The organism is Chryseobacterium sp. VD8 (assembly GCF_037149975.1).
Classification (GTDB): Bacteria; Bacteroidota; Bacteroidia; order Flavobacteriales; family Weeksellaceae; genus Chryseobacterium; species Chryseobacterium indicum.
In genome coordinates this window covers 1-15475 of the sequence record NZ_JBBCQL010000019.1, presented here as the reverse complement: position 1 = coordinate 15475, position 15475 = coordinate 1, and the positions used below count along the sequence as shown (strand labels likewise).

The window sequence follows — 15475 nt, the reverse complement described above, 5'->3', positions numbered from 1 at the left end:
TAATGGATTAAAATTATTTTCCAAGATGCACAACAGGTAGTTAAAAAATAAAAATTGTAATGAAAAAAGAAGACATTTTTGCTCGATACAGCCGACAGATTTTCATAGAAGAAATCGGTCTGGAAGGTCAAAGAAAAATAATGAATTCTAAAGTTTTGGTAATCGGAGCCGGAGGTTTGGGAAGTCCTGTTATTCAATATTTGGCTGCTGCAGGAGTAGGAACTTTGGGGGTCGTGGATTTTGATGAGGTGGAAATCCATAATTTAAACCGACAAATTATTCACAATGAAAAAACGGTCGGAATTTCTAAAGTAAAAAGCGCCAAAATGTTTGTCAGAAATCTAAATCATCAAATTAAATTCATCGGAATTGAACAAAAAATAGATGAATCAAACGCAGAAGAATTGATTTCCGGATTTGATATCATTATTGATGGTTCCGATAATTTTAAAACGAGATATTTAGTTAATGATGTTTGTGTACAACTAAAAAAGCCTTTGGTGTATGGAAGTATTCTGGGTTTTTCAGGGCAGGCTGCGATTTTTAATTATAATGGCAGTAAAAATTTAAGAGATGTTTTTCCGGAACCGCCTTTTGATGAACAACTTCCGGATTGTGACAGTTTGGGCGTTTTAGGAGCATTACCCGGAATTGTAGGAAGCATGATGGCGAATTTAGCTTTGAAAATTATTACAGATTTGCCATTGCAGTTGAATCAGTTAACATTGATTGATACGTTGAACTGGCGTTTTCAGACTGTTGATTTTTAACTTGAACACAAATCGCACAAATGTTGTAAGTTTTGGCTAAAGCCTTTCTTTGGGGCGTAAAAAAAGCGGACTAAAGTCCGCTCGTATCGGTTAAACACTAATGACACAAATGTTTTTGCACAAATCGCACAAATATTCTAAGTTTTGGTTAAAGCCTTTCTTGGGGTATAAAAAAAGTGGGCTAAATTCCACTCGTATCAATTAAACACTGATGACACAAATGTTTTTGCACAAATCGTACAAATGTTCTAGGTTTTGGCTAAAGCCTTTCTTTGGTGCATATAAAAAAGCGGACTAAAGTCCGCTCCTATTGATAAAATAAATACTTATTAGTTTCAATTTTGCTTAATCATTATAAATCAAAATTATTCGTGAAATTTGTGCAAAACATTTGTGCAATTAGTGTTTAGAAAAAAAACTACTGTCCCTGCTGCATCACACCGCCATTTTCATCTTTCTTCGTCTGATTCAGGATGTTTGCATCTTCTTTTGCCAATTTGTTCTTCGTCGGGATTTTGTAATTAACCGATAATCCGAAATTTCTTGAGTCGTATTTCGTTCTCAGCATAACTGTTTCTCCGGAAGGCGGATTCGAGCGAACCTGCATCAATTGTCCGTTGAAAATATCATTGGCAAAAACAGAAACCGTCAAACGATTGTCCATAAATTTCTTCGTAAGCGTAAGATCCACAGAATTGTTGAATGGTTTTTCTGCGGTGAAATAAAAATACCCTGCTTTTGGAGTGAGATAACTGTAATTTGCGGTTAATTTGATCTCTTTCGGTAAAATGATCTGCGTCATCAGATTCAGAATCCAGAATCCTTTATTGTTCAGATTGTCAATGTCATGCTTCTGATAACCTGCGTAAATGTACATGAAGTTGATCTTATCCGGATTGAAATTAAACTTCATAATTTCGCTCAGCGGTTTGCTGAAAATCATGAAAGGAACCGGTAATCCGACATTGAAATTGTGGATTTTCATTTCAGAAATATTAATCTGCTCGTTGAACAGATTTTTTCCATCTTTTCTGATGATCTGCGCTACCTGATTTTTCGCTGAACTTACACTGTATCCGATAAATGCATAATCGAAAGCTGAAATTTTTATTTCATAATTGTCAAAAATCGTTGGCTGAAGATTCGGATTTCCTGTTACCTGCGTATTGGGTCCCTGAAATGTGGTATTGTTCGGGTTTAAGGCAGAAATGCTCGGCAAATTGATCTTTTTATTATAATTCGCCGCTACATACACCTGATTCATCAGATTATATTGAACACTTGCGTTCGGGAACAATTTAAACTTGTTAAAAGGAAGGAGATCTGCCTCAATAAGATTTTTGTTGTTGTAATATCTTGTAACACCGGAAATATCATAATTTTCAGCACGTGTTCCCAAAATAAAATCAAACTTTTTCAGCTTAGCCTGAAACTCCAGATAAGTTGCTGTTGTTTGTCTGGTGTATTCTAAATTCGTGATTCCTTTGCTTTCCGTATCAAAATTCTGATGCTCGTACAATCCTCCCAAACTTACTTTTCCGCCGTCCAAAATCTTTAAAGGCTGAGAATAATCTACCTTAAAATTGGCGATTTCCATATCCGATTTGTTGTTCAGCTTATTTGAAAAAGGAATTGTGGGACTATTTTCAACAGGGTTGGTATAAACCACATCTGTAAAAATATTATCCTGAATAAATTTACTGTCGGATTTTGTAAAACCAAACTGAAAATCCAGCTTCTGAGATTTTTCCGTAAAACGTTTCTGATACGTTACTACAGCTTCCTGTCTCAAATTGTCGGTGTGAGCTGCATCAAAACTGGAAAATTTTCCTTCTCTGATAATATTCGGATTCAGATAATAAGGAAGATCTGCAAGTCCGTTGCTGACTGTATAATTATCATTGTTATTATGGTAAATATCATAATTTAAAAGCAATCTGTCCTGTCCGAGATCAAAAGTAAGCCCGGATTTTGCAAAATATCCTCTTCCCACTCTGTCCGTATTGCTTAACATCAGATTGTCCTGATTGCTGTTCAGCATACTTTCACGGTAATTCTGCCCAACATTCAATTGCCATCCGAAAATTTTATTTCTCGCATTCAGATTTAAAGAGTTGCTTGTTCTGCTTCTGAATTTATCATAATTCGTAAAAGAATAATTTCCGGAATACGTTGCCGTTAAATATTTATTCGCATTCTTATTCGTTATAATATTCATGATAGCGCCTCCTGAAGTAGCTGGAAATTCTGCACCGGGCTGTGTGATCACTTCAATTCGGTCTACAGAATTGGCGGGCATTCCTTCAAGAAAAGAATTAAGCTCATTGGAAGTAATGTTCAAAGGTCTTCCGTTCAAATAAACATCCAGAACTTTTCCCTGATACATCATTCCTGCGATATCGGTAGAAACCAGTCCGGGAAGTTTTTTGATGCCTTCCAGAACGTTTCCGTTATTAAGCTGTGGCTGTTCCGAAAAATCGAAAATCGTACGGTCGGCTTTCTGTTCAACGGCTTTTTTAGTTTTGGTAATGGTTACTCCTTCAATTTGTTTTTCTTTGGTTGCTTGGCTATTAACTTTTTCCTGAGCAAAAGATGAGATGCTGCCCAAAAGTGATAACGCAATAATCGCTTTTTTCATAATGTCTTTCTGATATTCTATTAGACATCGAAAAAAGTACTTTTGTTACATTTTTATTCTCTTAAATTTAAAATCTATACCCTGCTGAAATAAAGAGGCGGAATAATCCGCCGTACTGATCTCTGTCTGAAGCAGATAAATTTTTAACAATTCCGGCTTCCAGACCAGCTTCCACAAAGATATTTGATAGAAATACATATTTTTCTCCAACTCCGGCTCCGATTCCTAAAGATGATCCCCATTTCTCATTATTTAAAGTCTGACCATTGTCGTCAAGCGGAGAATATTTGTATCTGTTGTAAATAGCTAATGCTTCAATAAAAAAATCTTTTGCAATACCATCATTATCCGTGTAAAATCTGTAATATGGCATAACTGTATATTTTTCTTTCCATTGGTATATAAAGTAACTTCCTATTCCGGCATTGTAATTAATAATTCGCTCATATCCAATATCAATTCTTGATTTAAATATTCCAAAGGCATTAATTTTTACTTCGTTGTTTTCCTGAGCGATAGAGAGTACAGGAAGAAACGATAAAAGCAGTAAAAGTTTTTTCATAAATCAGTTTTACAGTTATTTTTTTAAGCCTAAAAATAAACTAAATCAATATAAAACAAAAAGCAGCTTCAATCTGAAGTTGCTTTTTAATGATTAATTAGATCTAACAATTAATTTTTTTCCTGTTGTTTTATCAGATTTAAAGCAGAACCTGCCTTAAACCAGTCAATTTGCTGATCGTTGTAGGTATGGTTTGCCATCACAATATCTTTCGTACCATCTGAATGGATGAATTCTAAAGTCAGTTGTTTTCCCGGAGCAAACTGATCGAGATCCAGGAAGTTGATCACATCATCTTCCAGAATTTTATCATAATCTGCTTCATTGGCAAAAGTAATTCCTAACATTCCCTGTTTTTTAAGATTGGTTTCATGAATTCTTGCAAACGATTTTACCAAAACAGCTTTTACGCCCAAATGTCTTGGTTCCATCGCAGCATGCTCTCTTGAAGAACCTTCCCCGTAGTTTTGGTCTCCCACAACGATGGATGGAATTCCTGCGGCTTTATAATCTCTCTGTACAGCAGGAACTTCTCCGTATTCTCCTGTCAGCTGATTTTTAACTTTATTGGTTTCCATGTTGAACGCATTAACTGCTCCGATCAACATATTATTTGAAATATTATCAAGGTGACCTCTGTATTTCAGCCATGGTCCTGCCATAGAAATGTGGTCGGTGGTACATTTTCCAAAAGCCTTTATTAAAAGTCTTGCTCCCGTAATGTTTTTGCCGTCCCAAGCCGGAAATTCTTCAAGCAACTGAAGTCTGTCTGAAGTTGGGCTTACATTTACCTGAACAGAAGATCCGTCTTCAGAAGGCGCCTGATAACCATTGTCATCTACCGCGAATCCTTTTTCCGGTAATTCAAAACCTTTAGGCTCGTCTAATTTAATCTGCTCTCCGGCTTCGTTGGTTAAAGTATCGGTAATCGGATTAAAATCCAGTCTTCCTGAAATTGCAACGGCCGCTACCATTTCGGGAGAAGCTACGAAAGCGTGCGTATTTGGATTTCCGTCTGCTCTTTTTGCAAAGTTTCTGTTGAAAGAGTGAATGATTGAATTCTTTTCACCTTTTTCAGCGCCTTCTCTGTCCCATTGTCCGATACAAGGACCGCAAGCATTGGTAAAGATTCTTGCATTCTCAAACTTTCTGAATGAATCTAAAAATCCGTCTCTTTCTGCGGTAAATTTCACCTGCTCAGAACCCGGATTAATTCCTAAAATAGCTTTTGGTTTTACTCCTTTTGCTACTGCGTCTTCCACAATAGAAGCTGCTCTTGATAAATCTTCGTAGGACGAATTGGTACAAGAACCAATCAATGCCCATTCTACTTCTAAAGGCCATCCGTTGGCTTCTGCTTTTGCTCTGAATTCAGAAACAGGCGTAGCCAAATCCGGAGTGAAAGGTCCGTTTAAGTGAGGAGTCAGTTCAGAGAGATTAATTTCAATTAGCTGATCAAAATATTGTTCAGGATTTGCATACACTTCAGGATCTCCTGTTAAATGTTCTGCAATCTGATCTGCCGCATCTACAACATCCTGTCTTCCGGTAGACGAAAGATATCTTCTCATGGAATCATCATATCCAAAGGTTGAAGTCGTTGCTCCGATTTCAGCTCCCATGTTACAGATGGTTCCTTTTCCTGTTGCAGAAAGAGATTCAGCCCCTTCTCCGAAGTATTCTACGATGCAGCCTGTTCCTCCTTTTACGGTAAGAATTCCTGCCACTTTTAAGATCACGTCTTTTGCGGAAGTCCAGCCCGACATTTTACCAGTTAGTTTTACCCCGATTAATTTCGGCATTTTAAGTTCCCAAGCCATTCCTGCCATTACGTCAACTGCATCTGCACCACCAACTCCGATGGCAACCATTCCTAAACCTCCTGCGTTTACGGTATGGGAGTCTGTTCCGATCATCATTCCTCCAGGGAAAGCGTAGTTTTCCAGTACAACCTGATGGATGATTCCGGCTCCCGGCTTCCAGAAACCGATTCCGTACTTATCACAAACTGAACTTAGGAAATTGAAAACTTCAGAGTTTTTGTTAATTCCCTCCTGCAAATCTTTGTCAGCACCTACTTTTGCCTGAATAAGGTGATCGGCGTGAGCGGTTGAAGGAACAGCCACTTTTGCTTTTCCTGCCTGCATAAACTGTAGCAGTGCCATTTGTGCCGTTGCATCCTGCATCGCTACTCTGTCCGGTGCGAAATCTACATAAGAATTTCCTCTTTCGTGTGCCTGTGTTGCATTTCCTTCCCAAAGGTGGGTATAAAGGATTTTTTCTGAAAGGGTAAGAGGTTTTCCCACTACTTTTCTTGCCGCAGCAATTCTTTCCGGGTAACGCTCGTACACTTTTTTGATCATATCAATATCAAAAGTCATATCTGAATTTATTTTTCTTCTGTTTTAATTATTTGCTCTTTGCTATTAAATAAATTAACATCATTAAATTATCAAATTCTATTCCTGTATGCTTTTAAAAAGGATAAAAAATGATAAATAATTCTGAAATTTCCAACCTTCAAGTTAAGAAAAAATAAAATTTTTGTGATTGATCTAAGTTAAAATAATTTTTGCAAATCTTTAAATGGAAAGATTCTAAATAAAAAATTGAAAGATTCTACATCTTTACGAGTAAAATCTTTCAATTCTATAAATTGTTAAAACAGCCTTTACGGCTTATTTGTAAGCTTTTTAGTGAGCGCTTGTACTTGTAAGTTCTTTAATCGAAGGAACAAAAGTAGTAAGATCAATGCCTTCAACCGCTGTTTTATACTCATCGATGCTTGGAATTCTTCCCATGATCGCAGAAAGTACAACTACCGGAGTTGAAGCTAATAGAGATTCTCCTTTTTTACGTTCAGAATCTTCAACCACTCTTCCCTGGAAAAGACGGGTAGAAGTGGCTAAAACCGTATCTCCTTTTGCTGCTTTTTCCTGATTCCCCATACAAAGGTTACATCCCGGTCTTTCTAGATACATCATGTTTTTATATTCAACACGAGCTTCGCCTTTAGGAGCATTATCGTCAAACTCAAAACCTGAATATTTCTCTAAAAATTCCCAGTCGCCTTCAGCTTTTAATTCATCAATGATGTTATAGGTAGGAGCAGCCACCACAAGCGGAGCTTTAAATTCTACGGTACCGTTTTGTTTTTCAATGTTTTTAAGCATTTGAGAAACAATCTTTAAATCTCCTTTGTGAACCATACAAGATCCGACGAAACCAAGATCTACTTTTTTCTCACCACCGTAATACGTTAAATCTCTGATGGTATCGTGCGTATATCTTTTAGAAACATCTTCGTTGTTTACATCCGGATCGGCGATCATCGGTTCTACGATGGCATCAAGATCTACAACAACTTCAGCGTAATATTTAGCATTGGAATCCGGAGTCAGAGCTGGTTTTTCACCGGATCTGATTTCCTCAATTCTTTTATTAGCCTTGTCAATTAATCCCTGAAGAACCTGATTGTGGTTATCCATTCCTTTATCAATCATGATCTGGATTCTGCTTTTCGCAATTTCCAGAGACTCGATTAAAGTAGCATCTTCAGAAATATTGATGGAAGCTTTTGCTTTCATTTCAGCCGTCCAGTCTGTGAAGGTAAATGCCTGATCTGCAGGAAGTGTTCCGATGTGAACTTCAATAATTCTTCCCTGGAATACGTTTTCTCCTCCGAACTGTTTCAGCATCTGAGCCTGAGTTGCATGAACCACATCACGGAAATCCATATGCTCTTTCATGGTTCCTTTGAATGTAACTTTTACAGATTCCGGGATTGGCATTGATGCTTCTCCTGTCGCCAAAGCAAGAGCAACAGTTCCTGAATCTGCTCCGAAAGCAACTCCTTTAGACATTCTCGTGTGAGAATCTCCTCCGATGATGATTGCCCATTCGTCTACGGTAATATCGTTAAGAACTTTGTGAATAACGTCTGTCATTGCATGATATTCACCTTTCGGGTCACGTGCAGTGATCAAACCGAATTCGTTCATGAATTTCATTAATTTAGGAATATTCGCCTGTGCTTTTTTATCCCAAACTGAAGCGGTGTGGCATCCGGACTGATAAGCTCCGTCAACTACCGGAGAAATTACCGTTGCAGCCATAGATTCCAGTTCCTGAGCCGTCATTAAACCTGTAGTATCCTGAGAACCTACGATGTTTACTTTCACACGTACATCAGAACCTGCGTGTAAGATTTTACCCGGAGTTTTTCCCACTGCATTTCTGTTGAAGATTTTTTCAACCGCAGTAAGCCCCTGTCCTTCGTGAGAAATTTCTTTAGAAGGTGCAAAAACAACCGGAGCTTCGATGCCTAAAACTTCAGCAGCGAATGTCTGTAATTTTTTACCGAATACGATGGCGTAAGATCCACCCGCTTTAATGAATTCCATTTTCTGCGGAGTGAAAGATTTTGTAAGATCGATAAGTTCCTGATCTCCGTTGTATAATTTTTTCTCTTTCGTATTGATGGTTAAAACCGTTCCTGTTGCAACAGAATAAGTCTGCTCAAGAATAGGTTCTCCTTCTTCGTTAAGAACAGCGTTTCCGTTTTCGTCTACTTTCTTTACCCAGTTTTTAAGATCAATTCCGATACCTCCGGTTACGTCTACTGTGGTAAGGAAAATTGGTGAAATTCCGTTAGTACCTCCAACAATAGGAGCAATATTTACGAAAGGAATATAAGGACTTGCCTGTTTTCCCGTCCAAAGTGCAACGTTGTTTACACCGGACATACGCGAAGAACCAACTCCCATTGTTCCTTTTTCTGCGATAAGCATTACGCTTGCATCCGGATGTTTTGCCTGTAAAGCTTTAATTTCTTCCTGCGCCTGAGGCGTAATCATACATTTTCCGTGTAATTCGCGGTCTGATCTTGAGTGTGCCTGATTTCCCGGAGAAAGTAAATCGGTAGAAATATCTCCTTCCCCTGCGATGAAAGTAACCACTTTAATTTCTTCAGCAACTTCAGGAAGTTTTGTGAAGAATTCTGCCTTTGCATAGCTTTCCAGAATTTCTTTTGCAATTTCGTTCCCGATATTGAAGGCTTCCTTCAGACGGGTTGTATCTGCTTCATATAGGAAAACCTGTGTTTTCAGTACTTCTGCAGCCTGTCTTGCGATATTTTCGTCGTTTCCTAAAGCCAGATCCAGCAATACTTCGATAGATTTTCCACCTTTCATGTGGGATAACAATTCGAAAGCAAAAACCGGAGAGATTTCTTCTACTACAGATTCACCAAGAATAATTTCCTTTAAAAATTTAGCTTTTACACCAGCTGCACTCGTGGTTCCGGGTAACGTGTTGTAAATAAAAAAATTAAGAGAATCAGCCCTGTATTCGTTTGCTGTATCTTTAATCTGTGCGATGATCTCGCTTAATAATTCTGCACTGTCAATCGGCTTTGGATGAAGCCCCTGAGTTTTTCTTTCTTCAATCTCTTGGATGTAATCCTGATAAATATTCATAATAATAGAAATCTTTTCAATCTTAATCGGATGATAATCAATCTTAATCCAAGGAAGATTATCATCGTGTGTTTTCCGGCAGAATTATTATTTTTTGTTTATTTGATCTAAGCAAGAAGCTGAAATTTTTAGATAGTATATTAAAAATGACTTCTTTAAGACGTCTGTCATAATAAATGCCTGAAAACGTGCCCAAATTTACGGAATTTTACAATTTTTTCAAGTTTAAATTATTTAGATTCTTTATAAATATGTATTTTATATTTTCTATTTTTGGCGATATTTTTGCAAACAATTGATGATTATGAAAAATGTAGCTTCTGTTTTATTCCTTTTTATTTCGGTTTTTGTTTTTTCTCAGGCTAAAACAGTGAAGAAATTGCCTTCGAAGACAGGTTCTAAAACTGCGGTTAAAAAATTATCAGAAAAGGCAAAGCTGAATAGTGATTTTCCCATCATCAACGAAGAGCTTCCGCTTTTAATTCCGAAAAAACAGGACGGCAAATTCGGATATGTGAACCAGAAAGGAAAATTTATCATTCAGCCGGAATATCATATTGCGGTATTTTTCTACGAAGACTGTAATCTTTTAAATTCTCCTAATGTAAAACTCAGAAAATTCGGGACTGCAGATTATGCGACGGTAGAAAAAGATGAAATTTCTTACCGGGTAGACAGAACAGGAAAAAGAGTGTATCAGTTTAAGCAATCTGATCTGGCAAAATGTCCTCACAAAGAGTATGTTCAGCAGCTTTTTCAGGTATATACGATGAATGGTTTTTTCGGAATCATCGAAAAAGCGACGTTCGAAAATCCTTATGACTACAAGCAGTTTAAAATTTATCCTCAATACGACTATCTTTTTATTTTAGAAGGTGATGATGTTGCCAATCCCATGATTATTGCTTCAAAAAATAATGTTTTCGGAGTGGTAGATGTAAATGGAAAGGTGATTATTCCGTTTGAATATTATGATATTAAACGAAATTTTAGCTGGAAGCTTGGTAAAATGTTCGAGGTTTCAAAAGACAGTAAGAATTATTACTATGTAGATTCGCAGAATAAGACCTATTAGATTTAAACACGAATTTCAACAATCTTTCACCAATAGCACAAACCTTTAATCAAAATGATCTTGGTGAAAAAATAGGCTGAAAAACGTAATTTCCCAGAGTTGGTAATTTTTTCGTAATTTCGCGGCTGAAATAAAGGGGTGCTGTAGCAAGCTGAGATTATACCCAATGAACCTGGAACGGGTAATGCTGTTTAGGGAAATTAAAAATGAGCAATAGGTAATGAGCAATGAGTAATCCTCATCATATTACTTATTACCGATTACTAATTACTCATCATAATCCGCCCCTTTTATTCATTAAATTTTAAAGATTTATAGAATGAAAGGATTATTTTTTTTAGGGCTTACCGTTGGCTCTTTCGCTTTTTTACAGGCGCAGAATTCCGATTCCCTGAAAGTAAGGGAAATTGAAGCTGTTAATTTTACCAAAAGACTTCCTGTTGCCAAAGAAATCATCAATGTTCAGAAAGATCTGGACAGCAGAAATTTAGGACAAGATCTCCCGATTTTACTGAAGAATCAGACTTCCATCATTTCAACTTCAGATGCCGGAAACGGAGTGGGATATACAGGATTCCGGATTCGTGGCGTTGCGGGAAGTGCCATCAATGTCATGATGAATGGCGTTCCGTACAACGATTCCGAAAGTCAGGGGACATTTTTCGTGAATGTTCCGGATCTTACAAGTTCGGCATCACAGATTTTAATTCAGAGAGGGGTGGGAACTTCCAATAATGGTTCTGCGGCTTTTGGAGCAAGCATTAATGTGCTTTCCAAAGATCCTGAAGAGAAGTTTTATTTTAAAACAGACGACAGTTACGGATCATTCAACACCTATAAATATTCTGCGGAAATAGGCTCAGGAAAATTATGGGGGAATCGTCTTTCTGTGATGGGAAGATATACCCACATTAATTCTGACGGATATATAGACCGCGCTTTTTCAAAATTAAATTCTTACAATCTGACCGCTTTGTATGAGCAAGGAAATACAAGAATTCGTTTGATGGCTTTCGGAGGAAAAGAAAAAACGTATCAGGCTTGGAACGGAATCGACCGGAAAACATGGGAAACCGATCCTAAATTTAATTATTCGGGAGCAATTTACGATTCGAACTGGGAAAACATCGTCGGATTTTATGATAATGAAACGGATAATTACCGACAGAACCATTATCAGTTGCTTTGGGAACAGAAATTCAATGAAAGATGGAATTTAGAAACAACGGTACATTACACCAAAGGAAAAGGATATTATGAAAACTATAAGCAGGACGCTAAATTTTCTAAATATAATCTTCCTAACTTCATCAACGGTTCTCAAACCTTGACGAGAACAGATTTCATCAGAAAAAAATGGCTGGATAATGACTTCTACGGAGTTGTTTCCACGCTTTACGGAAAATTAGGAGCTGTAGATGTGAACTTCGGAGCCGTTGCCAATCAATATTACGGAAGACATTTCGGAAATGTAACGGGCGTTTTTCTTCCTCAAATTGATGAACATGAATATTACAGAAACCGCTCTGTGAAAAACGAAGTTTCAGGTTTTGCCAAAGCACTGGTAAGAATGAATGATTTTGAATTTTTCGGAGACCTACAATTGAGAAATGTAGATTATGATACAAAAATCATCACGGCAGGAGATGGAGAAGGCGCTGATTTAAATAAAAACTGGCTGTTCTTTAATCCCAAAGCGGGAATCAATTATAAAATTTCAGCAGGAAAAATTTTCGTTTCCTATGCTCATGCACACCGCGAACCGAACAGAGATGATCTGTTGGCAAACAATGAAGTAAAGGCTGAAAAGCTGCATGATTTCGAAGCCGGAGTAGAAAAGCAGTTCGGAAAAGTGTCTTTTACCGCGAACTTGTATTATATGTATTACGTGAATCAGTTGGTTTTAAATGGCGAACTGAATAATGTGGGGGCTTTCATCAGAACGAATTCCGGAAAAAGCTACCGAAGCGGAATTGAGCTTGGAGCTTTGGCAAAGCTTTCCAAACAGTGGGAACTTTCCGGAAATGTGAGTTTCAGCAACAACAGAAATTTAGATTTTAAAGTAGAAACAGAAACAGGCGTTAAAGATCTCGGAAATACACAGATTTCTTTTTCTCCGGATGTGATTGCCAATTTAGGTTTGAAATTCAATCCGACACAGAATTTCCAGTTTGCATTAATAAATCAGTATGTCGGAAAACAATATCTGGATAATTCGCAAGATGAAAATTTACAGCTTAAAGATTATTTTTTAACCGATTTTAATGCGCAGTACCAGTTTAAAATTAAAAATAACGAGATTGCTCTGAAGCTTTTGGTGAATAATTTATTCAATAAAAAGTATGTGAACAACGGAGCTGTTTATGACGGTTCTCCGTATTATTTTTCTCAGGCAGGAACAAATTTTATGTTTGGGATCAGCTGGAAAATTCAGTAAACAGTCAGGCTATATTTAAGATTAACTATAGAATGTAAAGTTAGATTTAAGACTGCTTCGGCAGTCTTTTTTATTGTTTTTCAGTTTTAAAATCAATAGGAACGGAATTTGGCGTGTTTTCAAAATTAAATTCTGTAAAATTGGTTTCATCCCAAAATATAATTCATATATCTAATAATTTTAAACATAAATTCATCATCAATAAATCTCTCAAAAAGTCGCGGAAAAGTCATAAATTTGCTGCCAAATGAATATTTCAGCTTACATTTTAGAATATTTGAAACAATTCGGGACCGTTATTGTTCCGGATTTTGGCATTTTTTCTTTGGAAAATTCCAAAGCCATTATCAATTCCGAAAATGGGAGCATTCTTCCTCCTGCAAGCAAAATCGTCTACACTCCCGATTATGAGGTGAAGTCTGATGATTTGGCATCTTTTATTGCGGGGCAGAAACAGATGACTTTGGAAGCTTCAAAAACAGATCTTCAGATTCAGACGGATTTTTGGAAGAAAAAACTGCAGGCAGATCAGACCCTTGAAATTCAGGGATTGGGAGTGCTGTTTGTAGAAGACGGCAAAACACATTTCAAAGGAAACAGACTACAATCAGATCATCCGGATTTTTATGGTCTTGAAGAAATTAAGATTTCTGATATCAGCAATAAAAATATTCCGTTAGCAACTTCTCTGAATACTGAGAAAGATTATCGGTTTAATAAATCTATTCTTTGGGCTTTTCTGGTTATCATCCCGATTTTAGGAATCGTATACGTAGCATACACGCAACAGGAACTTCTTTTCGGAGAAAAATCTTTTGATAAAGCGAATATCTCTGTACAGACAAAAACCCACAGAATTCAGGATACGGTAAAAGTTCAGCCAAAAATAACTCCGGTTCCGGTTGCAGATTCTTTAAAGAAAGATTCTGTAGCACCAAAAACCATTCAGCCCGCCGTGCAGAACGCGGCAAAAGTTCCAGCAACTCAAAACAACACTAAGACAACGAAATGGCAAAAATAAAAAAGGCGTCAGAATCTCTGACGGTGATGACGAATATTGTACTTCCGAATGATACGAACCAATTGAGAAACCTTTTCGGAGGTGAATTGTTGGCAAGAATGGACCGATGTGCTTCAATTTCCGCAACAAGACATTGCGAAAGGAGAGTCGTAACGGCATCCGTAAATCACGTTTCATTCGACCATCCGATTCCGGAAGGAGGAATTGTTGTGATGGAATCCAAAGTTTCCAGAGCTTTTTCCACCTCAATGGAAATCTATGTAGATGTTTGGTTGGATGATCCGATCAATCATAAAAAAATTCAGACCAACAAAGGAATTTATACCTTCGTTGCAGTAGATGAGTTCAACAGACCGATTCCAATTCCTGATATGGAACCTGAAACAGATCTTGAAAAAGAACGATATGCAGCAGCACTGAGAAGAAAAGAACTTTCCCTGATTCTTTCCGGAAGAATGAAACCCTCTGAATCTATTGAGCTTAAAAAGCTTTTCCAAGAAGATACTACGGCATAATTTCTTTCAAAGACAATCCACAGAATACTACAGTTATCAATACAGATAGAACCGACAGAAATATTTGTCGGTTTTTTATTGCTGCTTCCAATGATGATTCTAAATATTCATCCGTTTTTCTGAACATTTTTTCAGGAAAGAGTAAGATTAAACCAATAAAAATTAAAATGATGGCATTAATTGCTGCTTCAAACCACAGAAAAATTTTACTCCCAAAACCATCTGCACCTTCAGAAGAATAGTGAATTGGAATCGTTTCATGAATTGAAGAAAATTTTACCGCTAAAAAAATTAAGTAACCCAAAAACAGTAAAATGGAGAAACTGAAAATGACTTTATATAATTTCATTTTGATGGAAAAATTGAAAAATTCTATTTCACAAAAGCGGTTTCTAAAACTTTGAATCTTACCTTTGCATCAGCAAATATAAAGAATTATGTCTTCCATGAGAATTTTACTCCTCGATAAAAACCACCCCTTAATTACCGAACAGCTTTTAGCTAAAAACTTTATTCTGGAAGAAGATTTCAGCTCTTCTTATGATGAGGTTTGTGCTAAAATTGAACAATATGACGGAATTATCATCCGAAGCAGAATTCCTTTGGACAAGAATTTTTTAGAAAAAGCTAAAAATCTGAAATTCATTGCAAGAGTAGGAGCGGGAATGGAAAATATAGACATTCCGGTGGCTGAAAAACTGGGAATTCAACTGATTAATTCTCCGGAAGGAAACAGGGATTCTGTGGCAGAACACGTTGTCGGGATGTTGCTGATTTTAATGAACCGGCTTTTTATCGCTTCTCAGGAAGTGAAAAAGGGCATCTGGCTTCGGGAAGAAAACAGAGGTGATGAACTGTTGGGAAAAACAGTCGGACTCATCGGTTACGGAAATATGGGAAAAGCTACGGCAAAAAGACTTTCTGGTTTTGGCTGTACCGTGATTTTTTATGATATTCTACCGGATCTTTCGGATGAATTT

The 15475-nt window shown here is 37.1% G+C and carries 11 protein-coding genes; 6 read left to right on the top strand and 5 right to left on the bottom strand.

Features of this window, described 5'->3' with window-relative positions; genetic code table 11:
• Window positions 1-59: 59 nt before the first annotated feature.
• Entirely contained in the window at window positions 60-770 is a 711-nt protein-coding gene (locus WFK35_RS03915) for a HesA/MoeB/ThiF family protein (protein ID WP_336731446.1), read from the top strand.
• Between the two features lie 418 nt (window positions 771-1188).
• On the opposite strand, the gene WFK35_RS03910 is transcribed toward WFK35_RS03915, so the two are convergent.
• The 4 genes from WFK35_RS03910 to WFK35_RS03895 form a co-directional block, all read right to left on the bottom strand.
• The gene (locus WFK35_RS03910; protein ID WP_336731445.1) at window positions 1189-3408 is read right to left on the bottom strand and encodes an outer membrane beta-barrel protein; all 2220 of its coding nucleotides are present in this window, start codon (window positions 3406-3408) and stop codon (window positions 1189-1191) included.
• A 67-nt stretch (window positions 3409-3475) separates the two neighbouring features.
• Window positions 3476-3970: a hypothetical protein gene (locus tag WFK35_RS03905; RefSeq protein WP_336731444.1), complete on the bottom strand. Its 495-nt coding sequence runs from the start codon at window positions 3968-3970 to the stop codon at window positions 3476-3478.
• A gap of 110 nt (window positions 3971-4080) precedes the next feature.
• Entirely contained in the window at window positions 4081-6351 is a 2271-nt protein-coding gene (locus tag WFK35_RS03900) for an aconitate hydratase (protein WP_336731443.1), read from the bottom strand.
• Window positions 6352-6663: 312 nt separating this feature from the next.
• A complete protein-coding gene (locus tag WFK35_RS03895) occupies window positions 6664-9447 on the bottom strand; it encodes a bifunctional aconitate hydratase 2/2-methylisocitrate dehydratase (protein WP_336731442.1) in 2784 nt (927 codons plus the stop codon).
• A gap of 304 nt (window positions 9448-9751) precedes the next feature.
• Here WFK35_RS03895 and WFK35_RS03890 point away from each other — a divergent pair, with 304 nt between their 5' ends.
• The 4 genes from WFK35_RS03890 to WFK35_RS03875 all read left to right on the top strand — a co-directional run bounded on the left by WFK35_RS03890 (window position 9752) and on the right by WFK35_RS03875 (window position 14495).
• Window positions 9752-10522, top strand: coding sequence for a WG repeat-containing protein (locus WFK35_RS03890; protein ID WP_336731441.1), 771 nt, complete (start codon window positions 9752-9754; stop codon window positions 10520-10522).
• 319 nt (window positions 10523-10841) lie between these two features.
• A complete protein-coding gene (locus WFK35_RS03885; protein WP_336731440.1) occupies window positions 10842-12959 on the top strand; it encodes a TonB-dependent receptor in 2118 nt (705 codons plus the stop codon).
• Window positions 12960-13206: 247 nt separating this feature from the next.
• Window positions 13207-13980 carry a hypothetical protein gene (locus tag WFK35_RS03880; protein WP_336731439.1) on the top strand — a complete coding sequence of 258 codons (774 nt, stop codon included), beginning with the start codon at window positions 13207-13209 and terminating at the stop codon, window positions 13978-13980.
• Window positions 13968-14495 (top strand): acyl-CoA thioesterase, encoded by a 528-nt coding sequence (locus tag WFK35_RS03875; RefSeq protein WP_087708285.1) that lies wholly within the window; start codon window positions 13968-13970, stop codon window positions 14493-14495. The genes WFK35_RS03880 and WFK35_RS03875 overlap by 13 nt, the downstream gene beginning before the upstream one ends.
• Here the strand turns inward: WFK35_RS03875 and WFK35_RS03870 are convergent.
• Window positions 14485-14844 carry a hypothetical protein gene (locus WFK35_RS03870; protein WP_336731438.1) on the bottom strand — a complete coding sequence of 120 codons (360 nt, stop codon included), beginning with the start codon at window positions 14842-14844 and terminating at the stop codon, window positions 14485-14487. The two genes, WFK35_RS03875 and WFK35_RS03870, sit on opposite strands and share 11 nt — an antisense overlap.
• Before the next feature lie 97 nt (window positions 14845-14941).
• Between WFK35_RS03870 and WFK35_RS03865 the strand changes: the two genes are divergently transcribed.
• A partial coding sequence (locus WFK35_RS03865) for an NAD(P)-dependent oxidoreductase (protein WP_336731436.1) occupies window positions 14942-15475 on the top strand: 534 nt, incomplete at its 3' end.

Bases quoted from the DNA above. Each gene is read 5' to 3' on its own strand.
- WFK35_RS03880 (WP_336731439.1), top strand. From the start codon at position 13,207: ATGAATATTTCAGCTTACATTTTAGAATATTTGAAACAATTCGGGACC.
- WFK35_RS03900 (WP_336731443.1), bottom strand. From the start codon at position 6,351: ATGACTTTTGATATTGATATGATCAAAAAAGTGTACGAGCGTTACCCG.
- WFK35_RS03905 (WP_336731444.1), bottom strand. From the start codon at position 3,970: ATGAAAAAACTTTTACTGCTTTTATCGTTTCTTCCTGTACTCTCTATC.
- WFK35_RS03915 (WP_336731446.1), top strand. From the start codon at position 60: ATGAAAAAAGAAGACATTTTTGCTCGATACAGCCGACAGATTTTCATA.
- WFK35_RS03875 (WP_087708285.1), top strand. From the start codon at position 13,968: ATGGCAAAAATAAAAAAGGCGTCAGAATCTCTGACGGTGATGACGAAT.
- WFK35_RS03910 (WP_336731445.1), bottom strand. From the start codon at position 3,408: ATGAAAAAAGCGATTATTGCGTTATCACTTTTGGGCAGCATCTCATCT.
- WFK35_RS03885 (WP_336731440.1), top strand. From the start codon at position 10,842: ATGAAAGGATTATTTTTTTTAGGGCTTACCGTTGGCTCTTTCGCTTTT.
- WFK35_RS03890 (WP_336731441.1), top strand. From the start codon at position 9,752: ATGAAAAATGTAGCTTCTGTTTTATTCCTTTTTATTTCGGTTTTTGTT.
- WFK35_RS03895 (WP_336731442.1), bottom strand. From the start codon at position 9,447: ATGAATATTTATCAGGATTACATCCAAGAGATTGAAGAAAGAAAAACT.
- WFK35_RS03870 (WP_336731438.1), bottom strand. From the start codon at position 14,844: ATGAAATTATATAAAGTCATTTTCAGTTTCTCCATTTTACTGTTTTTG.